Below are 25,514 nucleotides of genomic sequence, written 5' to 3' on the forward strand. Positions count from 1 at the left end.
AGCGCCTCCGTGGGCCGGCAGAGCCATCCGAGAAGTGGGCTCATGACCACGAACCAGTGGACGCTGATTCGGCCCTGCTCCTTGTCCAGGATCGCTGGGGCCCCATCCCGGTAGACGTAGCGGAGGTATCGGCGGCGGATGGGTGCTCCGGCTATCAGCAGGACTGGTGAGGTGAGGAGGATGGCTGCCGGGACCAGGGCTCTCGCGGCGGTGAGCTTGGCCTTCTCCTCGTATCGCATGCGCTCAGTGTGCTAATCCTCGATGCCGCTTGTCAGCCTGTTCTGCGGGGTTTGGTGCCGACGCTGTGGTGGGCGGGTCGGGCATACGCCTCGCCGGTGGCGAGGACGCGTCCGACGTCGTAGCGGATAGCGGGCCGCCGATTCTTTGAGCCGGGCGGCCTGCCGGGGCCGGGGCGGGTGGGTTTCGGTGCACCGGCTGGCGTGCCGGTCTTCGCGCGCAGGTTCCTAAACCCGCGGCGGACCCGAGCAGGGGTGAGTCTGTTCGGCTCCGCCGGCCTCTCCCACGGGCGGCGGAGATCACGCGTGAGGGGGCGGGCGAGGCGGAGCTGAGCGTGCGCGGCCAGGACAAGCCATGTCCAGCGGTCGGCGGCCTGCGAGTCCCGAAGCTTGGGCCGGGTCAAGGTTCTGCAGCTGAGTGTCACCAGCCCGCACCCCTCTATCCGTCAGGGTGCGGTGGAGGTGCTGAAGGGCACTCCGCAGCAGATTGCCGACTACTACGCGAAGGGTCAGTACGAGGCGGGCAAGGACGATCTGGCTGTTGCCGTCTCGAAGGTCAACAACATGGGCGGGCCCAGCGTCAAGGAGGCCTCCAAGGTCGCTCTGGCCAGTGGGAACGCCAAGGATCTAGCCTCGTTCCTGGAGATCGGCCAGTACAAGGCCCGTCGGATCGACGAGGAGGTCATCGCTTCCAAGCTCGTGAACGACGGCGGTGGCGAGGTGAAGGCCGCAGCCAAGGCAGCCCTGGACGGAACCCCCGAGAAGCTGCACGAATTCGTCACCGTCGGCCAGTACACGGCCACCCGCAAGGACGACCTCACAGACCATCACCGCTCCCAGATCGACCGCCTCCTCGCCGAAGGCGAGATCATCTCGGCCAAGGCCCAGGCCAACCGCTGGCGAGCCGCCGAAGCCGCCGCCAAGGCCAGGCAGGCCGCCGGAGAAGCCGCCACCGCGGCCGGTGAAGCCAAGAAGTCCGCCGACGCCGCAGCAGGTCACGCGGCCAACGCCAGGAAGTCCGCCGAGGCCGCCGAGGCCAGCTCGGCTAAGGCCAAGCAGTCGGCCACCACCGCACGCAACGCCGCGACGTCGGCGAACCGTGACGCGGATGCCGCCGAGGCCTCCGCAGCCCAGGCAGACTTCTCCGCCAACTACGCCCGCGATTCGGCGCGCAAGGCCGACGACGCAGCCACGCAGTCCTATTCCTCTGCTCGTGCCGCTGGCAAGAGCAAGGACGAGGCCGCGTCCTATGCTGCCCAGGCCTGGGACGACGTCAGGCGCAAGCGGGAGGCGGAGATCGCCGAACTCGCGCGACAGGCCCAAGAGGAATGGAAGAAGCAAGCCGAAGCCGCGAAGAAGAAGCGGCCGAAGTGCATCGTCCCCTCCAACCGGGACAGCCTGCCCCCCTGCGTGATGGGCGCCGATGCCGACGAGATCGTCTTCCCCTACATACCCAACTGGGAAGAAACGAAGCAGCTCGCCGAGATCGCCTGGAAGCTCACATGGGAGATTTCTGGCGGCGCCGACATCGAAAAGTGCATCAAGGAACCCGCCTGGGGCGACTGCGCCATGGCCATTGCGGGTGTCCTGCCCGTCGGCAAGCTCAAGCTTGTCAAGAAGGTGGCCGACGGCGTCGAAGACGCCGTGAAGAGCTCACGCGTCGGGAAGAATCTGCCGGACTGCCCCGTGGTGCCGAAGCACAGCTTCCCCGCCGGTACCCATGTCCTGATGGGCGATTACAGCACTCGTCCGATCGAACAGCTCGCAGTGGGCGACCAGGTACTGGCCGGTGACCCTGAAGCGGGGGTCACCGGAATCCGTCGCGTTGACGCGACCATTTACACTCCGGACGACCGCGAGTTCACGACTCTCACCCTCGAAAAGAAGCGAGGGGGAGGCTCTCTCACAGCCACCGACCACCACCCCTTCTGGTCCAAAAACGACAAGAGGTGGAAGAACGCGGCCGACCTCACCCCACAGGACACGCTCCGTCTCCCCGATGGTGGTGGGGTGGGGATTGCTGACGTCTCCCACTGGACGGGGCTTCGGCCGGCTTACAACCTCACCGTCAACGAACTCCACACGTACTATGTGATGGCCGGATCCACACCAGTCCTGGTTCACAACGCAAGTTGTGGGGTTGGGGATGCCCTCAAGAAATGGAAAAGTCGGAGCTTTTCGTACGGAGACAACTCCTTCGTTCTGAGGAAGCAAGACCTCACGCACATTCTCGAAGGTCATCATCCTGCTTATCTTCGAGGAAACAACGGAGCGAACACCTTGTTCGACGAGCGGATGAGTATCCAGGATGTCCAGGATGCGGTAGAGGCGGTAATGAGGCAGAACCAGAGGAAGCTGAGCAGCCCGGAATACGCGCAAGGGAAGTGGGACAAGATCGAAGGGGAGTATCACGGGCGCCGATACAAACTTGGCTTTGGGGATGGCGTAGTGGGCCAGTTCTATCCACTCCCGCAGTAGGGTATTAAATGGTAGGTGTAATGTGACTCGCGGTAAAGCGGGGAGGGTCGAAGTGAAGACCTTCGTTGCTCCTGAATCTGGTGGGTTGGTGCCGGTGGAAACCTGCGGGATCAGTTTCTCTCGAGATCGGCGAATCCAAGGCGGTATTGAGCTCCGCGTCGGCAATTCTCTGATTATCGGGAGGGGTGATGGTGATACGATCGATGCTCTCTGGTCCTTGATCCTCACCTATCTCGAGAGTTTCATGGAAGGAAGGGGTGGGGTTGGGGTTCTCGGTTTTCCGGAGCGCAGGTTCACTCTTTCGCTCGAGAAGGTGGCGCGCGGAAATGTCCTGGTGAAATTTGTGGACCTGGGGGAGGGGCGTGTGGCCGTGAGCGGCGAAAAAGATATTCTGGGCGCTCTGGTTTCAGGAGCCGTGGAGTTCTTCAGCGCGGTGCTAGAATTCTCGCCCAAGGATGAATGGAGTTACAGAAGAGATCTTAATGCTGCGCTGCGTTTGCGTGAGGAGTGCTTGGCCTTGGGCTGATCGCGTCACTGCTGGCCATCTTTGTCCGGATTAGCGTGAAATGGTGACGCTTTTTAAGGATGTGCTTGCAGGAAGCAGCAGAAGAACGATGTCCCCACCGTGCAGGGCCCGGTGGGGACATCGGTAATGTGAGTTGGGGGTGGTGGCGGGGCTTGGGCGTCACCGGTGAGTGATGGCTGCTGAACTTGAACCCGTGATGTCGCTCGGATCGGGGCAGCGTTACGGCCCGGGCCCCCCAGATGCTGCTGGCTCGGGTTCACGAGGGTGGCTGGAGCCAGCGGCGCGCCGCGGCGAGGAGCCCGATCAACTCGCTCACCCCGCCGTCGGCATTCGAGAAGGCGTAGAAGAGGCTCCCGCCCATCTCGACGCGCAGCGGCAGTTCGGCGCGCAGCCGGTCGCCGAGGGCGACGAGGGCGTCGAGGTCCTCGGCCGACAACCGGCTCTGGTCGGGGTACTGCACCCGGACGACCGCGATCCGCCCGTCGGCCGAGACGAGGCCGCCGCGCACGGCGGTGTCCCCGCCCCCGCCGAGCGCCCCCGCCGGGTCACTCGTCCCCAGCACGTGCGGCAGCCGCCCCACCTCGGCCCGCAGCCGCGTGAGAGCGGTGCGCGCGCCGCCGTCGCCGAGGAACGTCACACCGCCGTCGAGGGGCGTGACGACCACATGGGCGGTCATCCCCTCCTGGCCGGTGCCTGCCCGCTCGATCAGTGCCGCGGCCCGCTGCGAGTCCAGCCCCGGAGCGGTCATCGAGTCCGCGGTACGCCCGCCGAAGGCGACGGCGGCGAGCACGGCGAGCGCGGCGGCGATCAGCCATCCCGCGATCACCCGCCAGGGATGGCGCGCGGCGCTCGCGCCCACCCGCAACAAAACCTTCGAGAGCATCGGGTCCTCCAACCACCTCGCCGGCCGTCCACGTACGGCCGCCGATGCCGAGGCTCGCCGCCACGGCGCTCCACGGCATCGGCCCGCCGGCCGCCGATCCGTCGGCCCCAAGTCGGAGTGCCGGCCCGTCCTTTCGGCCTGTGAGTGGGTGGGGTGGTGGCAGCGGTTGGGCGTCAGCGGGTGTGCGGGGGCTGGCCGGTGTGGGGGCTTGTTGTAGCTCGGTGTTTTCGTGGCAGTGGTCGTCTCGGGTTGTTGATCTTGGCTGTCGTGAGGTGACCAAGCGGCTGCCATGGGGTGGCTAGTGCCGGGTCAGGCAACGTTTGCCCTGTCGACGACGGCGCGTAGGCGCCGGTCGTCGGCGTGGCGGTTTGCCAGATGATGTAGCGGCGGATCATGCTGCCCTGTTCTTTGTGGTCGGCGTGGTCCGTGCCGTCGAGGGCGAAGTAGCGCAGTGCCGTGAACTGGGCCTTGATGCGGTTGAGCCAGGAGCTGTTGGTCGGGGTGTAGGCCATCTCGACGTTGTTCGCTGCAGCCCAGGTGCCGACGCGCTGGCACTTCTTTGTGGTCAGGTGCGGGGAGAAGTTGTCACTGACGATTGCGATCCGGACCTCGGGCGGGTACAGGCTACGCAGGTAGCGGCAGAACTCCAGGAATTGCGTCCGCCTCTTGATCGGCTTGATGTGGCCGTACAGCTTGTCCTTGGCCAGGTCCAAGGCGGCGAACAGGTGCCGCACCCCGCCGTGGCGGTTGTAAGTCGCCCGGCGCCGTCGGCGGGGCTCACGGTCGGGATCCTTGTGCTTGCCTCCGCGTTCGGCCCACTGCCGGCCCGGGTGCGGCATCAGATTGAGGGGTCCGAACTCGTCCATGCAGAAGATGACTTCGGGTTCGCCGTCCTCGGGTAGGACCTCGCCGTCGGAGATCGCGTAGAGGTGCTCGACGCGGGCCTTCTTGGCCGCGTAGTCCGGATCACGGGAGGTCTTCCAGGTCTTCAGGCGTTGAAAGGAGACGCCTTCCTCGCGGAGCAGAATGCGCAGGCCCTCGTGGCTGATGTCGTCGACCACCCCCTCGGCGACCAGGAAGTCCGCCAGCTTGGTCAGGCTCCAGGTCGAGAACGGCAGGTCGTGTTCGGTCGGCTTGGACTTGGCGATCTTCTTGATCTCGCGGCGTTCAGGCAGCGTGAACGTCTTCGGCCGGCCGCCCTTGTACTTCGGATACAGCGAGTCGAAGCCGTCCGCATCGAAGTTGTGGATCACGTCTCTGACTCGATCGTCGCTGGTGAACGACACCTCGGCGATCCTTGCCACCGGCATGCCCTGCGCGGACAGCAGCCCCATCTGGGCCCGCCGCCATGTCACCACCGACCCGGTGCCCCTGCGGATGATCCGCAGTAGCCGCCGCCCCTCGTCGTCATCGATCTCACGGACGCGTACTCGTTCTGCCACTGCCCGACGGTAACGGACGACGGACGGTCGACGCCCAAGAACCTCATTCAGGCCGCTTGCCGCGTGCGCGGAGAGCCGCCTCCAGCCGGGCGATGTCCTCGGCGTCCTTGGTCCGTCGAGGCCGGGAGGGATCCCAGATGGGCATCATCCGTTTGATTTCGATCTGCGCCTGCGGACTGACGATCGCACATTGCAGACCACCGATACGGCCCGGCCCGGCATCGAGCATTCCCTCAGGCCAGGGCGCACCGGCCCAGGGCCCCCGGCGACCACCACACGGCCGGCCGTATCCCGGTCCAGGAGCGTAAAGCTGTTGACCAGACCGTCCTTGGCGAAATCGAGCTGCAGCTCAGGCGGCGGCCCTGGGGCCGGTTGATAACCGTGCAGCAGCAAGCCTTCCGCCAGGGACCCTGCATCGTCCGCCCACGCGAACCAGTCGATGTCTTCGTGGTCTCGCGTGATCTCGCCGAGGAAGAAATCCATGGCCCATCCACCGCGAAGCCACACCGCGACCCCAAGAGCCCCGGCGACCTCCATGGCCTCGGCGATCAGGCGGAGCTGTCGATCAGCACGTCCCATATTCACAGCCAGGCAGGTTACGCGGCAACCGCTTTGCCCAGCACATCATTTGTCCCCCACAGAGCGGGCGAACGTTGTCTGATGCGGCACTAGGCACTGTCTGATAATTGATCTTGTGGTGGGTCGTGGTGAGCTGACGGATGTGGCGTGGGAGCGGATAGCGCCCCTGCTGCCTGGTGTTGACGGGCGTGGGCGGCCGTGGCGGGATCACCGGCAGGTCATCAACGGGGTGTTGTGGCGGTTGCGGACCGGTGCCCCGTGGCGTGACCTGCCGGAACGCTATGGACCGTGGCAGACGGCCTATGAACGGTTCGCCCGCTGGGAGGCGGATGGAACCTGGGCCCGCCTGCTCGAACAGGCCCAGGTCCGCGACGACTCCGCCGGAGCCGTGGAGTGGACGGTGTCGGTCGACTCCACGATCAGCCGGGTTCATCAGCACGCCGCCGGTGCCCGTAAAAAGGGGCGGCGGGGGACGAACTGGAAGATCCGGCACGTCCGTCGGCCGGCCAGGCGCTGGGCCGGTCCCGCGGCGGGCTGACCACGAAGATCCACCTCGCCTGCGACGGCCGGGGCCTGCCCCTGGCCGTGGACCTCACGCCCGGCAACGTGAACGACTCCACAGTCTTCGGCACAGTCATGGACGAGCTGAGAGTGCCCCGGGCCGGCGCCGGGCGTCCCCGCCTGAGGCCTGACGCGGTCATCGCGGACAAGGCGTACTCGTCCCGGGCGATCCGCCAGGCCCTGCGCAGGCGGGGCGTCCGGGCGGTGATCCCGGAGCGAGCGGACCAGAAGGCCAACCGTCGGCGGCGCGGCCAGGCCGGCGGCAGACCGCCAGCCTTTGACCGCGAGCTGTACAAGGCCCGCAACGTGGTCGAACGCTGCTTCAACCGCCTCAAGCAGTTCCGCGCGATCGCCACCCGCTACGACAAACCAGTCACCCGCTACAAGGCCGGCGTCCACCTTGCCGCACTCATCCTCTGGCTCCGCGCCACCACGAGGAACCGCTGACGGGCCACCCGCGTCGCTCCGGGGGCGTCCACCGCCGACCGTCCGGTCACTTGGGCGGCAGCTCGGCCGTCGCGTCCAGGGCCACCCGCAGCCACTCCTCCAGCGCGTCGTCGTCCAGGTCCTCCCCGGCCACGTACACCCAGCCCTTCGACACCCGCCCCTTGACCTCGAACGGCCGCGCCCCGGGCCGGGCCAGCGCGTCGGCCATGTCCTCCTGCGCCACCCGCACGAACAGGTCGTCGCCCTCCACACCGCCCACCGTATTGCCCTGCAGCGGGAACGTGAGCGCACCGAACATCTTCTTCTCGGTCACAGCCCCGTCCGCCTCCAGCCGCTCCCGGACCCGCTCCGCCAACGCCTCGTCGTACGCCATGAACCGACGCTAACGCCACCCGCCGGCCCGCGCCCGCTCCGGACCGCGAGAAGGGCCGGCCCTTCCAGGGCGGACGAGTCGCGGGAGAAGGCGGGGAGAAGGGTGGGGGAGGCGTCCCAGGCCATCGCCCGCATGGTCCGTTCCTGAGGGCGCGCCCGCGTCCGGCTCGTACGATGACCTCATGACCGCCGTCCAGCGCCCGATCGGCCGTCGCTCTGCTGAGCGGGGGTTCGGGCTGCGGCAGAAGGACACCGGACAGCTGTTGCGCCACCGTTTGTCGGTCGCGAGGCAAAGGGGTGCGGGATGTCGATGACGAGTCGACGCGGTCTGCTGGCGAAATCCGCGGGAGCGGTGGCGGTCACCCTCGCGTCCAGCTCCGGCGCGGCACGGCTGAACCCACCGCCGGAGCGGCCGGTCACCACGACGGACGGCCGGGTGGACTGGGACGCCCTGCGGGCGCAGTTCAGGCTGGAGCCGGGGTGGGTGAACCTGGCGTTGTTCTATCTGGCCTCGCATCCGAAGGCGGTGCGGGACGCGGTGGAGCATCTGGCGGCGCAGGTCGACGCCAATCCCCTCGCGGTGCCGGCGGGGCTGACGCTGCCCGACGGCCCCACCGGATGGCTCCGGGTACGCCGGGCACTGGCGGCCTGTCTGGGAGGCCGGGCCGAGGACATCGCGCTGACGGCGAGCACGAGCATCGGGCTCGGTGTCGTCTACAACGGAGTCGTGACCCGTCCGGGTCAGGAGTTCCTGCTGACCGTGCACGACCACATCGCTCACCGCACCGCCGCCCGGCTGGCCGCGGAGAAGCACGGCGGCACGCTTCGGCTGGGCTCCTGGTTCGCCGATCCGGCCACCGCGACGGCGGACGGCATCGCAGCGGCGGTCGGCCGGGCGATGCGGCCGAACACCCGGGTCGTGGGCATCACCTGGGTGCAGTCGAGCACCGGGCTGCGGATGCCGGTGCGGGCGGTGGCCGAGGTGGTGCGCCGGGCCAACGAAGGCCGGCGTCCCGCCGACCGGTGCCTGCTGGTCGTCGACGGCGTCCACGGGCTGGCGGCGGTCGACGAGGACGCCGCCGGACTGGGCGCGGACGTGGTGGTCGCCGGAACGCACAAATGGCTGTTCGGCCCCAGGGGAACGGGGCTGATCTGGGTGGCACCGGACGTCCTCGACCAGCTGCGGCCCACCTTCGTGACCTTCATCAGCGGCGGGGGAGCAGCACCCTTGTCGCCCGGCGGGTTTCTGGCGTTCGAGCACGCCTTCGCCCTCCCGGTGGCGGTGGCCCTGCACGACCAGCTGGGCCGGGCACGCGTCGCCGCCCGCATCACCCAGCTGTCGACGCGGGTGAAACAGGGCCTGGACCGCATCCCCGGCGTCACCGTGCACACTCCCGCCGACCCGGGGCTGTCAGCGGGCATCACCTGTTTCAGCGTGGCCGGACACACCCACCAGCAGGTCGTCGACCACGCCGCCACCCGCCGCGTGCGACTGTCCACCTCGACCTACACCCGGATCGGTACCGCCGCCATCAATACGCCGGCCGAGATCGACACCGCGTTGAACACCCTGGCCGACCTCGCCCGCTGAACGTTCGCCCTCGCCCTCGCCCTCTCCGTGGCGATGCCCGGATCCGCCGCGACCGCCCCGACGGGTCGGTCCAGCCGCTCAGCCGGTGACGCGCGTGTAGGTGAGGAAGAGGGTGCCGCTCGTTTCGAGGACCGTGTGGCCGGTGAGGGTCCAGGTCCTGGGGTCGAAGGCGGCGTCGTGGGAGAAGAGGGGGATCCCGCTGCCGGTGGTCAACGGGGCCACCTTGAGGACGATCCTGTCGATCTCCGAGTAGAGGCTGCGGGCGAGATCCGCTCCGCCGATGAGCCAGATGCCCTTGCCTTCCTGTCGTTTGAGCTCGTGGACCGTGGCCGACGGGTCGCCGGCGAGGATCTCGACGCCCAGGTCTGGGCTGGCGGCCAGGGTCCGTGAGAAGACGAGGTGGCGCAGGTGGGGGAAGGCATTGGTGGTTCCGGCCGCCAGGCCGATCTCGTAGCTGCGTCGGCCTTCGATCACCGTGTCGAAGTGCGTGCCGGGGGCGGTGACCGACAGGGCCTGTCGGGCCTGCTCCGGCAGGGTCTCCGGGTACTCGGCGACGAGGTGCTCGACGTAGTCCGCGGGGATCGGCCAGAAGCCGTCCGGTCCGGTCGGGTCCCCGCCGTCCGGGCCGGCGATGAAGCCGTCCAGTGTCGTGGCGGCGAAGTAGGTGAGGTGGCGCAAGAGCGTAAGCCTTTCGACGGGCGAGTGGCGGGAGTGCGGGGAGTACGGAGGTTCGTCCCCGGCGTTGGAGGAGAGGCGGGCGGGGCGGGACGTCCCCGCTCAGGCGCGGCGGCCGGTGGCGGAGGCGAAGCCGAGCCAGGTGTGGCGGTTGTTCCACCAGCACCAGCCGACCTTGGGGGCGTCGCGGCGTTCGCGGCCGTCCCTTCCGGTGCCGTTGCTGATCCAGATCGCCGGGGTGCGGGCGTCCAGGGTGCCGTTGGCCTTGCGCAGCCGGGAGCCGATGGTCATGAAGCAGTGGTTGCGGTCCAGTACGGCGGGCTGCTGGAGCAGCCAGTGGATGCCCTCGGTGAGCAGGAGCGGGGTGCGGCCCTCCTGGGCGAGGACGGGCAGGGCCTCCTCCGGGCTCCAGTTGGCCATGCGGTCGCCCCGATCGGGTGCGCTGACGAGGTAGAGGGGCCCATCGGGCAGCCGCAGGTCGTGGGGGGTGAACCGGTCGACGTCGTGCATGTCGGTGACGACGAAGCCGGGCTTGTCCCGGCGCCGGAGCATGGGAGCGAGGGCGGACGCGGGGGCCCGGTCCGGGTGGACGGCGAGCAGGACGTCCTCTCCGCCGCGGCGGGCGAAGGCCCGCACCTCGGCGGCGGAGATCCCGGCGATCTGGGGTACCCCGAGCTCGATCAGGCGCTCGGCCTGGACGGCGAGCGGCGGAAGCGGGGGCACGGCCTCACCGGAAGCGGAAGCGGATTCGGTCCAGGGCGTGGGCACGGGGTCGGTCACGGTACTCCCTTGGTTCACGGACGAAGCAGTGGACGGTTCGGGCCCCTGAGGGCGCGCTGCTGTGTGGCAGCAGCGGCTACCGCGCCCAGGGAATCTCTCGGGTTCCCTCGGTTCCCGGAACGGAAGCGACGCCGTCGGAACGCATCGCGACGTGGGCCTCGGCCTGTTCCGGGGCGTGGATCCGGCGGACGCGGTCGGGCGGCAGGACGAACGTCTCCCCGGCCGCAACCACGCGGGTACGGCCGTCGCAGGTCACCTCCAGTGCGCCAGCGGTGACCGTCCAGACCTGTTCACGGCTGATGGAGTGCTCGGGGCCGGTCGCGCCGGCAACCATCGTGACGGTCCAGGTGCTCAGTTCGGTGCTGCCCCGGCTGGGTGCCGCCAGGCCGGTCATGGTGGCGTTGGGGGAGACGGTGACATGGTCGTTCGACGGAGAGATGACGCGCACGAGGACTCCAGGATGGATGCCGCACAAGGGCGGGGGGAGGAGGAGGGAGGAGGAGAGAGGAGGGAGGAGAGAGGAGGGAGGAGGGAGACTGGGGAGGGTGTACCGGGGTGATCAGGACGTGGGCACGTCGAGCTGGAACTCGCGCGTGCGCCGGTAGGAGCGGAACCCCAACGCGTGATTGACCGCCAGCATGTGGACGTTGTCCTCGGCGTTGTCCGTCTCGATCTCGACCACCCCGGGGTGCTCGGCGCGCAGCCGGTACACCATGGCCGCCTTGAGCCAGAGGCCCAGCCCGCCCCCGCGGTGCCGGGGCACGACCGCGGTGTCGTACTGCTGGGCACGCGACGGTGCCCCCTGGGGGAGTACGACTTCGGTGTATCCGGCCATGGTGCCGTCGTCGTGGAGGGCCGCGAGGGTCAGGAGCGTGTCACCGCGTCCGGCGATCACGCGGCCCATGTCGCGGACCCGGTCCGCGTCCCACTCCATGTGGCCGTAGTCGATGTCCCCCATGGGCATGTCGTTCATGGCGTTCTTGGCCGAGGCGAAGGCCCCGGCGAGCTCGTCGGGGACGGTGCCGGTCCAGCCTGTGAGCCGGTAGCCGGCATGCTCGGTGCCGGCGATCCGCCGGACAGCGTCCTGATCCATCCCTTCGAGGTCCAGGATCAGGTGGTTCAGGGTCAGGGCGGGCTTGAAGTGCCACCGTTCCGCGAAGGCTTCGCCCGGGCCCTCGGCGGCGGTCGCGGCGATGAGGCTGCGCCGGCCCTCCGTACGGCAGGCCGCGACGACCGCCGACAGCAGACGGGAGCCGGTGCCTTGGCGACGGTGTTCGGGGGTGACGTGCAGCTCCAGCTCCGCGAGGTGCTCCTGGCCGGACTGGGTGAACAGGCGCAAGGCGGCGACGGCGACCGTGGCACCAACGTCGTCCGTGGCCACCCACATCAGCCGCTCGCTGCCCAGGGCGGGCTTGGTGAGCTGGGCGTGGACATGTCCGGGGCCCGGAGGCGGCACTCCCGGTAGGTCGTGGGCCATCGCGGCCGCGACGACCTGATGCCAGGCGGCGGTCTCTGTGACGCTGATCCGGCGGAGCGGGGTGATGTGCGTGGGTCCGGTCATGGCGGTGGTGACTCCGTGTTCGAGGGCGGTCCGGGCGGTCGGGACGTTCAACCTGCCCCGAAGGTATGCCGGTTGACGAACCGGCACATCGGTCGGTCCGACGTAACGCGACCGATCGGATCCGCACGCGTTAGGTAGGTTGATCGCATGTTGTACGGACGGGGAACCGAACAGGACCGGATCGACCAGTTGCTTCTGCGTGCCCGTGAGGCCGAGAGCAGCGCACTGGTGATCCACGGCGAGGCCGGCATAGGCAAGACGGCACTGCTGGCGTACGCGGCCGAGACCGCCGGCACGGTACGTGTCCTGCGAACGGTGGGCCTCGAATCGGAGATGGAGCTGCCGTTCGGTGGCCTGCACCAGCTCCTGTGGCCTGTGACCGACTGCATCGACCGGCTCCGCGGCCCCCAGGCGTCCGCCCTGAAGGCCGCTTTGGGACTGGCGGGGGAGCCGGTGAGCGACCGCTTCACCGTCGGGAACGCCGTGCTCGCGACCCTGACGGAGGCGGCGGGCGACGGCCCGGCCCTGTGCCTGATCGACGACGCGCAATGGCTGGACCAGGCGTCCTTGGACGCCCTGACCTTCGCGGCACGCCGGCTCCACTCGGAGGGCGTGGTGATGCTGTTCGCCGTCCGCGACGGAGTTCCGGGCCGACGGATCACCGGCCTGCCGACTCTGCCGCTGAACGGGCTCGACGCCGAGGCCGTCGAAGCCCTCCTCGCCGGCCGCGTCGCCGGCCTTCCCCCCTACGCACGGGAACGAATCGTCGAGCAGGCACAGGGCAATCCGCTGGCGCTGCTCGAACTGCCCGCCGCGCTCACCGAGGAACAGCGTGCGGGTCGGCCGAATCCCCTCACACTCCCGGCCGGCCTGTCGTCACCCGCCGGCCGTATCCAGGAGTCCTTCCAGGAGACCATCCGACGCCTGCCCGAAGCCACCCGGGCGATGCTGTTGGTGGCCGCGGCCGACGACACGGGCGACCTCGACCTCGTCCTGCGGGCCTCCGCGGGCTTCGGCGCACGCCTTGAGGACCTGGAGCCCGCTGAACACGCCACGCTCGTCGTACTGACCGAGCACACCCTGTCCTTCCGACACCCCCTCATCCGATCGGCCACGTACCAGGACGCCGCCCTGGCACGGCGCCTCGCCGCCCATCGTGCGCTGGCCGACGTGCTCGAAGACGCCTTCGGCGGCGACCGGCACGCCGACCGCCGTGCCTGGCACCTCGCCGCCGCCACCACGGGGACGGACGAGCGGGTGGCGGACGAGATGGCGGCCGCCGCCCAGCGGGCCGGAGGCCGGCAGGGCACCGCCGCCGCCTCGGTGGCGTACGAGCGCGCCGCACAGCTCACGGCGGACCCGGGCAGGCGCAGTCGGCTGCTGGCCGCGGCCACCTTTACATCGGCGGAGGCCGGGCAGTTCGCCCGTACGGCGGCCCTGACCGACCGGATCAACGCGCTCGCCCTCGATCCGGAGACGCTCTCGGACTTCGCCAGGGTCCGGGCCATCGTCGAGCTGGACCGCGGGTCACCGGGCGAGGCCACCCGCATCCTGCTCTCCTGCGCGGATCGGATCGGCCCCAGCGGGGACCTCCCGGCCCTTCTCGCCGAAGCCGTCCAGGCGGCGCAGTCCTCCGGTGACCGGGAGCTGCTCGCCGAAGTGGCGGCGCGGATCCCCGACGCCCCGGAGTACGCGGTGACGCGGGCGATGACGGGAGCCCTCACCCACGGCGCGGTGGCCGCCCCGGCCCCGACGGCCGACTTCGCCGAGCGGATGGCCGCCGGAGCCCACGCCCTGCTGCTCGCCGAACACGGCAGCGCCTACGAGATCGCCGCCGCCTGCGTACGGGACTGCCGGGCCCAGGACGTGCCCGGATGGCTCCACACCGCGTTGCACCTGGTCGCCGAGGCCCAGCTGGCCCTGGGCCGCTACACCGAGGCGGAAGCGGCCGCCGAGGAGGGCCTCGCGGTCGCCGAAGAATACGGCCGCGACCACCGGGCCACCTACCTGCGCGCGACCCTGGCGACGCTCGCAGCGCTGCGCGGCGACCAGGACCGCTGCGCCGGCCTCGCCGAGGCGGCACTGGACCACGCCGTGCCCCACGGCATCGCACTGGCCGCCGCCCGCGCACACCGTGCCCTCGGCCTGCTCGACCTCGGGCTCGGCCACGCCGAGAACGCGCTCGCCCATCTGGAGGCGGCCCGTGCCCGGGTCGGCCATCCGACGCTGACGCCCTGGTTGCTTCCGGATCTCGTCGAAGCCGCGGTACGCGCCGGACGACCGGATCGGGCTGACGAACCGATGGCCCGTCTCGCGGACTGGGCGACGGCCTCGGCCGGCCCGCAGGCCACCGCCCTGCTCCACCGCTGCCGGGCGCTGACCGGCCCCGACGACGAACCGGGCGAGGCCGAACGGCACTTCACCGAAGCCCTGCGCCACCACGCCGAGGGCCCGCCCTTCGAACGAGCCCGTACCGCATTGCTGTACGGCACGTGGCTGCGCCGCGAGCGCCGTCGCACCGAAGCACGCCGACACCTCCGAGCCGCCCTGGAGACCTTCGAGGCCCTGGACACCCATCCGTGGGCCGCGCGAGCCCGCACCGAACTGCAGGCCACTGGCGAGCAACTCGGCCCGGACGAACGGGCGGACGCCCCTCTGGCCGGGCTCAGCCCCCAGGAACGCGAGGTCGTCCGGCTGGCAGCCGCCGGAGCGACCAACCGCGAGATCGCCACCCAGCTCTTCCTCAGCCCCCGCACGGTAGGACACCACCTCTACCGCGCCTTCCCCAAGCTCGGCATCAGCTCGCGCAACGAACTCCCCCGGTTGCTCGACCAGGGCACGGACGCCGCTCCCCGCGGGTGATCTCAGGCCTCTCACCCGCTGCCGACCTGCAACCGTTCAGGATGAAGACGGCTCGGTCACGCGAATGCGGCGGCGTTGCGCTTGGCCCAGTCGGCGAAGGTGGTGGCGGGGCGGCCGAGGATCCTCTCGGTGTCGGGGCTGACGGCCTGTTCGCGCGGGGTGGGGGTGCCGATGATGTCGAGGGTGGTGTCGGCGACCGGGGCGGGCATGAAGGCGAGCATCTGGGCGCAGGCCTCCTCCCGGGTCTGGCCGATGAAGGTGACCGGCTCGCCGATGGCGGCGGCGCGCTGGAGCGGGGTGGTCGGGGCGGGGCCGGTGAGTTCGTAACCGGCCTCGGTGTGGCCGGGCCGGGTCAGGACGGTGGCGGACACGGCGGCGATGTCGTCGGGGTCGACGACCGGGAGGCCGACGTCTCCGAAGGGTGCGGCGACCGTCCGGCTCGCCTTGACCGACGGAGCCCAGGCGTAGGCGTTGGAGGCGAAGCCGCCCGGGCGCAGGATGGTCCAGTCGGCTCCGGAGTCCATGACGGCCTGTTCATAGGCGGCGAAGGCCCGGCCGTGCGAGAGGGAGTCCGGGCGGGTGACCACGCCCTGGGAGGACAGCAGGACGATCTTGCCGTAGTCCGCGAACGGAGCGACGACGGCTGTGGGGTCGCCGGTCATCATGAGGTCGCCGCCGACGAGCAGGAAGACCGCGTCCGCGGTGGCGGGCAGGTCGGCGACCGGCTGGGAGAGGTCGGCGGTGACGGCGCGCACGCCGGGCGGGACGTCGGCCCGGGTGATGCGGCGCGAGACGGCGGTCACCTCGTGTCCCTCTTCGGCGAGCAGGCGGACGAGCGTACGGCCGACATTTCCGGTGGCACCGGTGACAACGATCATGAAGGTCCTCGCATGCATCTCAGCTGGGAAAGCGCGACCAGGGTGGCCTGGACGTCGAAGCAGGCAGGGTCGTCCGGCTCCTGCTGACCTGGGTGGAGAGTCAGTTCCGCGAGCTCGGCCAGCCGGCGCCGGACGGCCTGGCCCTCACCCTGGTGGGCGCCTATCAGGGCATGTCCTTGCTCGCCAACGCCCTGCGAGACCCGGGGGTCATGGAACGGGAGGGTGCTCGCCTGATCGCCTGGATCGACTCCCTCTGAGACAGCGGCGGGCCGCCGAACTCGCCGGACCCAAGCCGGACCCGGCGGCTTGATCGCCGTGTTCCGTTCGCTGCGCCTGGTCGGAGAAGTCCGTACGTCCCTGGGGCCGGCGCCCGAATGCGGCAGGGCGTGGTCGGCGTCAGTGCGTGCCGACGGACTGGGGGTGGCGGAAGAGGCGGGTGGGGTCGTAGCGCCTCTTGATGTGGAGCAGGCGCCGGTAGTTGGCCCCGTAGTAGGCGGTATGCCAGTCGCGCAGCTCGGGGTCGGGGAAGTTGGCGTAGGCGGCGTCGGTGCCCAGGCGACGGCTCAGGAGGCGGTGCGCCGCGCGGGTCTGGTCGAGCAGGTGCTCCACCTGGGCAGAGGGTGTGCCGGGCTCCCAGTGGGTGCCGATGTCGATGACGAACGTCGCGTTCCGGTGCGGGTAGGCGGTCTCGTCGGGACGCGGCCCGGCACTGGCGCCGCCCATGGCGAAGAGGGTGATGTAACCGGTGGCTCGCGAGGGGCCGCGCTGCCAGGTACGGGTCCACTCGGTGAGGTGCTCGACGTCCGCCGGCGTCAGCCACCGCTGCGGTACCAGGGAGCGGGAGGCGTAGCAGTCCTTCGCTCCGGGGGTTTCCATCAGGTAGTCCTGCGCTGACCAGAAGCCCCGCTCTTCGATGAAGGCGCTGGCGGGGCGCAGGCGCAGGATGGGCGTGAGGAGCCGGCGCAGGGCGTCCTCGTCGCCCAGGCGCTGGCCGAGGACGGCGACCGTGGTGGTGCCGTCGCCCGCGTGTTTGAAGGAGATGCGTACGTCGAGGTCGTCGGTGCGGTCGGCGGCCAGGAGGTGCTGGAGTTCGGCGGTGACGGCCGGTCCGGAGGCGAGGGGGAAGGTGAGATCGAAGACGGTGGCACGCTGCCGGTCGACGGGGACCGCGTCGAAGACGAAGGCGGTGTTGATGCCGAAGTTGCCGCCGGCGCCGCCGCGGCACGCCCAGTACAGATCGGGGTTCTCATCGTCGGCGGCGCGCACCAGCGTGCCGTCGGCCAGGACGAGACGGGTCTCGGCAAGGCGGTCGCAGGTCAGGCCCCACTTGCGGTCGTTGAAGCCGAGTCCGCCGCCCAGGGCGAGGCCGGCGACTCCGACGCCGGGGCAGCGGCCGCCGGGAAAGTACAGACCCGCGGACCGGGCCGCGTACACGTCGGAGTTGGTGGCACCGCCGCCCAGGTGCAGACGGCGTCCCACGGGCCGGACATCGTGCATCGGCCGCAGGCTGATGACCAGGCCGCTGGTGGTGGAGTGTCCGGCGTAGCTGTGGCCGCCGGAGCGAACCGCGAAGGGCATCGCCTGCTGCGTGCACCAGCGCAGCGCCGCCCGGACATCCCGTTCGACGGCGCAGGCCACGACCCCGGCCGGGCGAACGGTGGCGTAGCGCTGGTTGTCCGCGCTGGCCTGGGACGGGTAGCCCTGATCTCCCGGACGGTACAGGCGGGCGCCGGGGCTCAGGCTCCGGGCCAGCGCCCGCCAGGCGGCGGGCTCGCGGTCGGGTGGCGCCGTGGCCGCCACGGCCGTCGCCGTTCCCGGGAGCAGAGCTGCCAGGGGGGAGAGGGCCGCGCTGGCCAGGGCCGCGGTGGCCGCCGTCTGCAGGACTGCTCGCCGGTTGGAGGGCACAGCGCCTCTTCTCTGAGCCCGTGACGGGCGGCCGGGATCGGTGGACGGACCACCTACTCCACCCGGGCTGCAGTTTCGGCGACGCTGTGACACACCGGGAAACGATCGTGGTTCACGCGAATACCCGCGCCCGAACGCGGACGGGGGTCGCTGGGCACGGCAGGGAGACGGCCTGGGGGTTGCCGGCGACGACCTCACCGGGCAGCCCTCGCCGCAGGACTGCGATGCCGCGCAGAAGTTGCTCGGTGGGTCTACCCGGATGCCCCGGACGCGGTGCCGTCCTCGACCGTGGACATCACCGGCATGGCTCTGCGGCCGCTGCCGGTCGGCGCACTCAGGCGCCGACCGGCAGCGCGAGGTCGTACCGGATCTGCGGCAGCGCTGAACGGTACCGGGGTCAGGACGCCAGACCGTCCCGCAGGTCCAGACCGCGATCGGTGACCACGTGTGCGGTTCCGTCGGCCAGCCGGTAGGAGAGGCCGACCACAGCCGTCCGGCCCTCCTTGACGGCCTCCGCGAGGGTGCGGGAGCGGTCCAGCAGAAGGTCGACGGTGTGCCGGATGTGCTCGGCGATGAACTCGCCGTCTTCGGTGTGCCCGGTCGCGCGGGCCGCCAGCACGCTGGGGGTGACCCGCTCGATCACATCCCGTACGTAGCCTCCCGCGGCCGCACCGTCCTCGACGGCCGAGCGGGTGGCCGCGACCGCGCCGCACGCGTCGTGGCCCAGTACGACCACCAGCGGGGCGCCGAGCACGCTCACCCCGTACTCGATGCTGCCCAGTACCTCCGAGCCGGCGACGTGACCGGCGGTACGGACGACGAACAGGTCGCCCAGCCCGCGGTCGAAGATGATCTCGGCAGCCAGGCGGGAGTCGGAACAACCGAAGATCACGGCGAACGGGTTCTGCGCCGGCAGGGTCTCGGCACGCCGGGCGGCGTCCTGGTTCGGGTGCTCCACCGAACCGGCGACGAACCGCCGGTTCCCCGCGAGCAGCATCTCGAAGGCCTCAACGGGCGAAGGGGAGTGGATATCGGTCATGGCCGCAGGTTAAGGCCTCCCCCTTCCCACGACGTGGACCGCCCCCCACCGGCGAAGACCGGATCGCCGCCGACGCTGTACGCCAGGCTGCCGGGCCGTGTGGTGCGGTGTATGAGCCAGTCCTCCACGTGGGAAGGTGCGCAGCCGGTGGGGGCGGCGGCCGATCAGGTCTCCGGGTCCGGCGCCGTCGGCGTCGCCACCTGCGGCGGCGCGCAGGGGCGGGCGGGTTCATCACGTGATCGGCGTGGCGCCGGTAACGGCGAGAGACAGGTCCCAGAGCCGGGCTGCCTCGTTGGGGTCGACGGCGTATGCGCGGACGCCGCCGTCGTCCATAGAGGTGCCGGGAGCGGAGACGTGGGCGACGTCGCAGTCCTCCAGATAGAGACCGCCCCGGCCGTCGAGGAGCGGTGAGGTGGCGGCCCACAGGCCGGTGGCGGCCCCCCGGGAGGGGGACTTGAAGCCATCGCCGATGATTCGGCCGTTTTCGTCCACCCAGCCGCGATCGATTTGTGCTTGCAGCGTCATCTCCCGCTGCAGTCCGGTGATGATCTTGCCGGGATGGAGGGCGAAGGCCCGGACGCCGTCGCTCTTCCCGAGGGCGTCGAGGTGCACGGCGAACAGGGCGTTGGCTGTCTTCGCCTGGCCGTAGGCCAGCCACTTGTCGTAGCCGGTACGAAAGTGCGGATCGTGCCAGCGGATGCCGGTCAGGGTGTGTCCGGCCGAGCTGTTGACGACGACGCGCGCCCCGTCTGCGGCGGCCAGGAGCGGGTACAGCTCGCAGGCGAGGGCGAAGTGCCCGAAGTGGTTGGCGGTGAGCTGGCCTTCCCATCCGGGCCCGACGCGCCGCTCCGGGGTGGCCATGACGCCAGCGACAGCCATCAGGAGTTCGAGACGGTCGAGATGGCCGCTGATGTGCGCGCAGGCCGAACGAACGCTGTCGAGGTCGGCCAGATCCATGGGGATGACCTCACAGTTCTCCACGTCCTTCAGAGCGGCACGGGCAACGTCGGGGCGCCGGGCGGGAACGACGACCCGGGCTCCGGCGGCAGTCAGGGCCCGGGTGGTCTCCAGGCCCAGCCCGGAGTAGCCCCCGGTCACCACAGCCGTCTTCCCGGAGAGATCGAGGCCGGCCAGGATGTCCTCGGCGGTGGTGTCGGCGGAGAAGGGCGAGCCGAGCGGCCGCTGATCAGTAATGGTCATGCCTCGGACGCTACGAGCTAGAGCAAGGTCTAGATCAAGTCCAGGGGCGAGCGCCATGACGACCGCATCGGCGCGGGTGCCGGGCGGACCGGGTTGAGCGTGCACGCCCTGAGCTGCTACGAGCGCGAGGGCCTGCTCGCTCCACAGCCACAGTGGAGCCGGGCGGCCTCGCCAGCCGACCTCTCCGAGAAGGCCGCCGCCGCCCCCGGCCGCTCTCACACGACACGCGACGACCTCGTCAAGGTCCTGCCTCCCGCCAGTGAGCCCCGGCCCGCCCAGACGGACACCCCACGTTGCCGCGCAGCGCAACGTCAGCGCCGACATCACCGTCGACGGCCCGCCCATCCCTGTTGACGGCCGGTCCTCCCTCACCGCGGCCCACGTGACCGGCCAGGACATCCGCGCTGCCGCCGCCCTCCCCGCCCCTGCCGGAATGTGGGTGCGGGCGGCGCGGCGCAGCTCGATCCCGGGACGCCGGCCGGGGCGGCCAGACCAGTAGGGGGTGTACAGGGCGGACAGCACGATCAGCCGACTGCCAGATGACGCCGGTATTCACGCTCCGAAGCTGCGCAATCGAACAGCACCAGGTGGTGGTGCCTCCCGAAGTGGGGTTCTGGCTCAGGTCCTGCGGACCGGCCACGCTGCGTCACGGATCGGCTTATGGGGGCCGCTCCCGGAGACGGGCGCGGCTCCGGAGCACATGAGCCTGGAACCGGGGCGCAGCTCGGGTGAGGCTCCCTCAGCCGGGACGAGCTGATATGAGTGGATCATGAATGCCGAAACTCTTGACCCAATGGAACGCCTGCTCGCAGAGCGGGCTTGTGAGCGGCTGGTCGTCGAGTTCGTCCACCGGCTCGACCTCGGGGCCCCGGGCTCGGTGGCGGACCTGTTCACGCGGGACGGCACGTGGGAATGGCCCGCCGGCGACCGCCGCATCGCGGGTCACGACGCCCTGCGCACCTACTTCGGCAACCGGCCCGCAGACCGGCTGTCACGCCGTATATGCACCAACATCCTGGTCACCGTGACCTCTGCGGATACCGCCTCCGCCACCACCTACTTCACCACGTACCGTGTCGACGGCTACAGAGAGGGCCTCGTACCGCCACGGCCCCCGGTCCAAGTGGGGCACTACGAAGACACATTCCGCAAGGTGGACGACACCTGGCTGCTCACCACGCGGGTTCTCTTCCTCTCCTTCGCCGGTCCCACGGAACGCCTCGACGAGCCCGGCCAGTCATGAGCCCGGCTGCCGGTCGCCCGCCAAGGCGCCTGCACCACGGGGAGTGACACTCCACAGAACCTGAGCCAGAGCCAGAACGGGTTCTGGCACAACTTTTGTGGTCCGTGACTGGGGGTAACCATTTAGATCTCGAAGAGGGCTTCCTCTTGTGGCGGGATCGGAGGGTCAAGGAGGTCGCGGAGGCGGGTGATCTCCTGACGCCACTGCGGCCAGTTCGCAGCTTCGGCCCACTGTTCGGCGAGTTCAGACCGGTCGGAGACCACGTGGTCCAGGGCGTCGACGGCGAGCATTCGAAGGTCTGCGGGCAACTCCGGTAGCGGCTCTGATGGGCCATAGTTCAAGCACGCTGCCTCGCCGTCAGGATGCTGGGCGACGACCAGGGCAACTGCGGCCACTGCCCGCTCGCCCTCGTAGATACCCAGGAAGTCCACGGGGCTCGCGGCGCGTATGAGCACGCCGCGGATCATGGGTTCGCGTTCTTCCCGCGCTGCCTCGTCCAGGTCACCGCCGAAGTCGGCGGCGGTGTCGTTGTCGAAGGGGCCGGTATCCCAGGTGCCCATGTCTCTCCTTGCGTGGCCGTCTGGAGGATCGTCGCACTGGCCACCGGCAACGTGGTCACGAGGCAAGCAACCCGCTTGCGCAGGAGCTTGAAGCCAGCGCGTCCGTACATCTGTCGCTTGATCATTTTGATGCGGTTCACGTGGCCTTCCACGACGCCTGAGCTCCAGGGCAGGGTCAGGCCTGTGCATGAGTGCGGTGGTGGCAGCGGATGGGCGGCAGCTATGACGGGGTGACTGTCTCAGGTCAAGCGGAAACCTGGTGGTGATCATGGCTGCCATGGTGTGACCAAACTGCTGCCAGTAGGGGGACTGTAAATCGTTCGGTGTAACTCCCGATCATGGAGGATGCACCGATGACCAGTGAGAACGTGACCGAGGCTGCCGAGCCGTCTGAGGCGAAGCCGTCGAAGGCGGTGGATGACCGGCTGATCGATGAGCTGGTCTCCCGGGCCCAGGCTGAGGGTCTGCAGCTGACCGGCGAGGGCGGGCTGCTCCAGCAGCTGACGAAGCGGCTGCTGGAGTCCGCCCTGGAGGGTGAGATCACCGACCACCTCGGCTATGACAAGCACGATCCGGCCGGGAAGAACGGCGGGAACAGTCGCAACGGAACTCGTGCGAAGACCGTGCTGACGGATGTAGGTCCGGTGGAGATATCCGTGCCCCGGGACCGGGACGGCTCGTTCGAGCCGAAGATCGTCCGTAAACGGCAGAAGCGGCTGTCCGGGGTGGACGAGATGGTCATCTCGTTGTCGGCGAAGGGTCTGACGACCGGCGAGGTCCAGGCCCACCTGGCCGAGGTCTATGGCGCCGAGGTCTCCCGCCAGACGATCTCCACGATCACAGACAAGGTCATGGACGGCATGGCCGAGTAGCAGAACCGGCCCCTGGACCCTGTCTATCCGGTGGTCTTCATAGACGCGATCCACGTGAAGATCCGCGACGGCGCCGTCGCCAACCGGCCGATCTACGTTGCCCTGGCCGTCACGACCGAAGGCCGACGGGACATCCTGGGGCTGTGGGCCGGCGACGGCGGCGAGGGCGCCAAGCACTGGATGCACATCCTCACCGAGATCAAGAACCGCGGCGTGAACGACGTCCTCATGCTCGTCTGCGACGGGCTCAAGGGCCTGCCCGACGCGGTCGAGACCGTCTGGCCCCGCACCACCGTCCAGACCTGCGTGGTCCACCTGCTGCGGAACTCGTTCCGGTATGCCGCCCGCCAGGACTGGGACAAGATCGCAAAACTCCTCAAGCCCGTCTACACCGCGGCGACCGAAGAAGCCGCACTCGAGCGGTTCGCCGAGTTCGCCGACGCCTGGGGCAAGAAATACCCGGCGATCGTCCGGCTCTGGGAGAACGCATGGGAGGAGTCCACCCCATTCCTCCGCTTCGACACCGAGATCCGCCGCATGGTCTGCACCACCAACGCGATCGAGTCCGTGAACGCCAGGATCCGACAGGCGGTCACGGCCCGCGGACACTTCCCGAACGAGACCGCCGCACTAAAGTGCGTCTACATGGCCATCATGTCCCTGGACCCCACCGGCCGAGGTCAGGCCCGCTGGATCATGCGCTGGAAGACCGCCCTGAACGCCTCCGACATCACCTTCGACGGCCGACTCTCCGCAGCCCGTCAGTAACCCCAACCACCCTCGTTTCACCGTTCGATTGACAGACCCACTCTCGGCTCTGCTACCGCCTCGCCCTACGGGCCCGCCAGAGCGGAGCGGAGACGGCCACCAACCTCGTGCGCGGATCGTTGTCACAAGGGGGAGGCACAATCGGCGCATGTCTGAGATCTTCGTCGACCTGGGGAAAGTCAATGCGCCGTCGGGTGCGCTGGTGCTTGATATGGCCGGTTGGATCGATCAGTGGCGGGAGCTGGGCCAGCCCCTGTCCGAGCGCGCCAGGGCGGCCACGGCGAAGGGAGGGGGCCATCTCCGTGAAGGGTTGTGCGAGGCGGTCGCGGTTCCAGCAGCTGCTGACCGGTCGTTGAAGGTGCGGGCGAGTACCTCGCCGTCTCCGTTCGACCGTGAGCCGACGATCGCGACCCTAGAGATCGGTCTCGGGCTTCCGTGGCCCGAGACCGCGGACCGGGCGGTATCGGTCTGGCTGGGGGACCTGCCCGTCGATCGGTGCGGCATGGTTGTCGGCGACGCCGTGGGCCTGGATGGGTGGAGGGGATGGGACGACGAGCCGGCCGACGGGCTCGCCGATATCTTCTACTGGGGCTTGTACGCGGACGACGCTCATGCGCAGTTCGGCGGTGAGCGGATCGCTCAGCACGGCGTCGACGGGCCACACGGGTGGCTGGACCTCCCGGTGGTAGAGGCGGTTGCCTGTGCGGCCGAACTCGAAGCCTGGCGCGATCGCCTCCACGGCAAGGGCCTCATGGTTTCGGTCGACGAGCACACGGATGTCCACCGATTCCAGCGGGCCGGGTGGCAGCATCCGCTCCATGTGGGTGCGATCGATGTCGGTGGCTGCCAGGTGCTGGGCATCGAATGGGACCAGGGTGACCACTCGATGAGGCACCGTGGTGAGCGGGCCGCCGGCCAGGTGTATCCGGTCACGCTCGACGCCGATAAGGCGGGAGAGATGGTGCTGCGATGGGCCATCCCGCCCTACGACTTCGATGACGAAGCCGAGTGACGAGCCCAGCCCTGGTACCCCCAGTGCGAATCACCCGCACGACAAGGTTCACTGGCAGTCGACAGCATGACTGTCGGCGGGGAGGACCCGGAGCGCACCATGCCATCACTTCCCGTATCAAGCCGAGCTACATTTTGAAGCATCACCCGGGATACGAGCTGGCATGATCGGGCCATGCCTATTGCTGTTGAGTTCTTCGTGGCCCCGGATGACGGGGTGGCTTCCGAGATGGGACCACGACATCGACATCATGGTCTTCCGGCTTTCGCGTGCACGGACTTCTACCCCGACGATGCGGTGGGGGACTGGGAGGTCCTGCTGGTAGGGGATGCGGCCACAGAGCCGAGTGTTGTTGTGCCGATGAAGAATGACGGCTTCACGGTGTTCGAGCTCCCCGAGAGACTGTGTTCCACCCTGGCGCAGGCAAGCAGGAGCCGGCTCGCTGCGGCCGCTGGTGCCTGGGTCGGACTGGCCACCATGAAAGACGAGGGGGTCCCGGTGGAGGCGGCGGTCGAGGCCCTGACCGAAGTGGCAGATCTGGCCCGCACGGCGGCAGGCCTCCGTCACCCCTTGTACTGCTGGTACTTCTGAGGAAGGCCGGTCGGCCAGTGGCCACCCCATTGCTGCCGACAGCCCGCAGAGGGACTACGGGCCCCTGGAGGCGAAGCCGAAAGGGCCTGAGGGGAGCGAAACGAATACCCACGGGCCGAGCCGCAGGCAGTGTTCCTCTCTTCCCGGCCAGCCCCGAAAGCTCCGAGGCCAGGAGACCCGCCCCCGGCACGACTTTCCCCTCTGCTGCTGGCGCCCGCGATAGCGGGCTGGTCCTGTAGGTGGAGCCGGAAGGACCTGGGCGGGTGAGCCGAGCGGGCCCGCCCAACGGGCCGAAGGCCCAGACCCCGTGAAACGGGGTCACCCAGGCCTGCAGAGCAGGCCGTTCGGGACGGAGGGAAACGGAGCCCGAACCGTCCGGAGCGCAGCGCAGGACACCGGCCCGAAGGGCCGGCCCTGGCTCGGCGAAGCCGAGCACGCCGAGCGCAGCGAGGC

At 69.5% G+C, this 25,514-nt stretch carries 21 protein-coding genes and 3 pseudogenes; 10 read left to right on the forward strand and 14 right to left on the reverse strand.

Going from position 1 to position 25,514, the window contains the following annotated elements:
- Positions 1-271: 271 nt before the first annotated feature.
- Positions 272-637: pseudogene (locus tag AC069X_RS21875) on the reverse strand (NF041680 family putative transposase); the annotation flags it as partial.
- Between the two features lie 55 nt (positions 638-692).
- Between AC069X_RS21875 and AC069X_RS21880 the strand changes: the two are divergent.
- Positions 693-2,714, forward strand: coding sequence for a polymorphic toxin-type HINT domain-containing protein (locus tag AC069X_RS21880; protein WP_478730452.1), 2,022 nt, complete (start codon positions 693-695; stop codon positions 2,712-2,714).
- A 52-nt stretch (positions 2,715-2,766) separates the two neighbouring features.
- Entirely contained in the window at positions 2,767-3,240 is a 474-nt protein-coding gene (locus AC069X_RS21885) for a hypothetical protein (RefSeq protein WP_478730454.1), read from the forward strand.
- Between the two features lie 256 nt (positions 3,241-3,496).
- On the opposite strand, the gene AC069X_RS21890 is transcribed toward AC069X_RS21885, so the two are convergent.
- The 3 genes and pseudogenes from AC069X_RS21890 to AC069X_RS21900 all read right to left on the reverse strand — a co-directional run bounded on the left by AC069X_RS21890 (position 3,497) and on the right by AC069X_RS21900 (position 6,144).
- Positions 3,497-4,123, reverse strand: coding sequence for a hypothetical protein (locus AC069X_RS21890; protein WP_478730456.1), 627 nt, complete (start codon positions 4,121-4,123; stop codon positions 3,497-3,499).
- 309 nt (positions 4,124-4,432) lie between these two features.
- Positions 4,433-5,565: pseudogene (locus AC069X_RS21895) on the reverse strand (IS630 family transposase).
- 144 nt (positions 5,566-5,709) lie between these two features.
- The gene (locus tag AC069X_RS21900) at positions 5,710-6,144 is read right to left on the reverse strand and encodes a nucleotidyltransferase domain-containing protein (protein WP_478730510.1); all 435 of its coding nucleotides are present in this window, start codon (positions 6,142-6,144) and stop codon (positions 5,710-5,712) included.
- Positions 6,145-6,259: 115 nt separating this feature from the next.
- On the opposite strand from AC069X_RS21900, the gene AC069X_RS21905 reads away from it, so the two are divergent.
- Positions 6,260-7,152 (forward strand): IS5 family transposase gene (locus tag AC069X_RS21905; RefSeq protein ID WP_478730458.1). Its coding sequence is split into 2 segments (ribosomal slippage): positions 6,260-6,607 and positions 6,610-7,152, totalling 891 coding nucleotides; the frame shifts between segments, so codons are not numbered across the junction.
- Positions 7,153-7,198: 46 nt separating this feature from the next.
- On the opposite strand, the gene AC069X_RS21910 is transcribed toward AC069X_RS21905, so the two are convergent.
- A complete protein-coding gene (locus AC069X_RS21910; RefSeq protein ID WP_478730460.1) occupies positions 7,199-7,525 on the reverse strand; it encodes a TfoX/Sxy family protein in 327 nt (108 codons plus the stop codon).
- A gap of 303 nt (positions 7,526-7,828) precedes the next feature.
- Here AC069X_RS21910 and AC069X_RS21915 point away from each other — a divergent pair, with 303 nt between their 5' ends.
- Entirely contained in the window at positions 7,829-9,115 is a 1,287-nt protein-coding gene (locus AC069X_RS21915; protein ID WP_478730462.1) for an aminotransferase class V-fold PLP-dependent enzyme, read from the forward strand.
- Between the two features lie 78 nt (positions 9,116-9,193).
- On the opposite strand, the gene AC069X_RS21920 is transcribed toward AC069X_RS21915, so the two are convergent.
- The 4 genes from AC069X_RS21920 to AC069X_RS21935 form a co-directional block, all read right to left on the reverse strand.
- Positions 9,194-9,793, reverse strand: a complete 600-nt coding sequence (locus AC069X_RS21920; RefSeq protein WP_478730464.1) for a dihydrofolate reductase family protein — start codon at positions 9,791-9,793, stop codon at positions 9,194-9,196.
- Positions 9,794-9,892: 99 nt separating this feature from the next.
- Positions 9,893-10,570: a DUF5701 family protein gene (locus AC069X_RS21925; protein WP_478730466.1), complete on the reverse strand. Its 678-nt coding sequence runs from the start codon at positions 10,568-10,570 to the stop codon at positions 9,893-9,895.
- 76 nt (positions 10,571-10,646) lie between these two features.
- Positions 10,647-11,018, reverse strand: a complete 372-nt coding sequence (locus AC069X_RS21930; protein WP_478730468.1) for a cupin domain-containing protein — start codon at positions 11,016-11,018, stop codon at positions 10,647-10,649.
- A 111-nt stretch (positions 11,019-11,129) separates the two neighbouring features.
- Positions 11,130-12,182: a GNAT family N-acetyltransferase gene (locus AC069X_RS21935; RefSeq protein WP_478730470.1), complete on the reverse strand. Its 1,053-nt coding sequence runs from the start codon at positions 12,180-12,182 to the stop codon at positions 11,130-11,132.
- 96 nt (positions 12,183-12,278) lie between these two features.
- Here AC069X_RS21935 and AC069X_RS21940 point away from each other — a divergent pair, with 96 nt between their 5' ends.
- Positions 12,279-14,993 carry a helix-turn-helix transcriptional regulator gene (locus tag AC069X_RS21940; protein WP_478730472.1) on the forward strand — a complete coding sequence of 905 codons (2,715 nt, stop codon included), beginning with the start codon at positions 12,279-12,281 and terminating at the stop codon, positions 14,991-14,993.
- Between the two features lie 56 nt (positions 14,994-15,049).
- On the opposite strand, the gene AC069X_RS21945 is transcribed toward AC069X_RS21940, so the two are convergent.
- Positions 15,050-15,871, reverse strand: a complete 822-nt coding sequence (locus AC069X_RS21945; RefSeq protein WP_478730474.1) for an SDR family oxidoreductase — start codon at positions 15,869-15,871, stop codon at positions 15,050-15,052.
- 92 nt (positions 15,872-15,963) lie between these two features.
- Between AC069X_RS21945 and AC069X_RS21950 the strand changes: the two genes are divergently transcribed.
- Positions 15,964-16,128: a hypothetical protein gene (locus tag AC069X_RS21950; RefSeq protein WP_478730476.1), complete on the forward strand. Its 165-nt coding sequence runs from the start codon at positions 15,964-15,966 to the stop codon at positions 16,126-16,128.
- 139 nt (positions 16,129-16,267) lie between these two features.
- Here the strand turns inward: AC069X_RS21950 and AC069X_RS21955 are convergent, their stop codons facing one another.
- The 3 genes from AC069X_RS21955 to AC069X_RS21965 all read right to left on the reverse strand — a co-directional run bounded on the left by AC069X_RS21955 (position 16,268) and on the right by AC069X_RS21965 (position 20,015).
- A complete protein-coding gene (locus tag AC069X_RS21955) occupies positions 16,268-17,776 on the reverse strand; it encodes an FAD-binding oxidoreductase (RefSeq protein WP_478730478.1) in 1,509 nt (502 codons plus the stop codon).
- Positions 17,777-18,173: 397 nt separating this feature from the next.
- Positions 18,174-18,815 (reverse strand): carbonic anhydrase, encoded by a 642-nt coding sequence (locus AC069X_RS21960; RefSeq protein ID WP_478730480.1) that lies wholly within the window; start codon positions 18,813-18,815, stop codon positions 18,174-18,176.
- Between the two features lie 231 nt (positions 18,816-19,046).
- Entirely contained in the window at positions 19,047-20,015 is a 969-nt protein-coding gene (locus AC069X_RS21965; RefSeq protein ID WP_478730482.1) for an SDR family NAD(P)-dependent oxidoreductase, read from the reverse strand.
- A gap of 769 nt (positions 20,016-20,784) precedes the next feature.
- On the opposite strand from AC069X_RS21965, the gene AC069X_RS21970 reads away from it, so the two are divergent.
- Positions 20,785-21,258 (forward strand): nuclear transport factor 2 family protein, encoded by a 474-nt coding sequence (locus AC069X_RS21970; protein ID WP_478730484.1) that lies wholly within the window; start codon positions 20,785-20,787, stop codon positions 21,256-21,258.
- 122 nt (positions 21,259-21,380) lie between these two features.
- On the opposite strand, the gene AC069X_RS21975 is transcribed toward AC069X_RS21970, so the two are convergent.
- The gene (locus tag AC069X_RS21975) at positions 21,381-21,818 is read right to left on the reverse strand and encodes a DUF4259 domain-containing protein (protein ID WP_478730486.1); all 438 of its coding nucleotides are present in this window, start codon (positions 21,816-21,818) and stop codon (positions 21,381-21,383) included.
- Between the two features lie 353 nt (positions 21,819-22,171).
- Here AC069X_RS21975 and AC069X_RS21980 point away from each other — a divergent pair.
- The 3 genes and pseudogenes from AC069X_RS21980 to AC069X_RS21990 all read left to right on the forward strand — a co-directional run bounded on the left by AC069X_RS21980 (position 22,172) and on the right by AC069X_RS21990 (position 25,061).
- A pseudogene (locus AC069X_RS21980) lies at positions 22,172-23,458 on the forward strand (IS256 family transposase).
- 148 nt (positions 23,459-23,606) lie between these two features.
- A complete protein-coding gene (locus tag AC069X_RS21985) occupies positions 23,607-24,470 on the forward strand; it encodes a hypothetical protein (protein WP_478730488.1) in 864 nt (287 codons plus the stop codon).
- Between the two features lie 174 nt (positions 24,471-24,644).
- Positions 24,645-25,061: a hypothetical protein gene (locus tag AC069X_RS21990; RefSeq protein WP_478730490.1), complete on the forward strand. Its 417-nt coding sequence runs from the start codon at positions 24,645-24,647 to the stop codon at positions 25,059-25,061.
- Positions 25,062-25,514 lie beyond the last annotated feature (453 nt).

It is taken from the genome of Streptomyces sp. NPDC043896 (genome assembly GCF_056435605.1).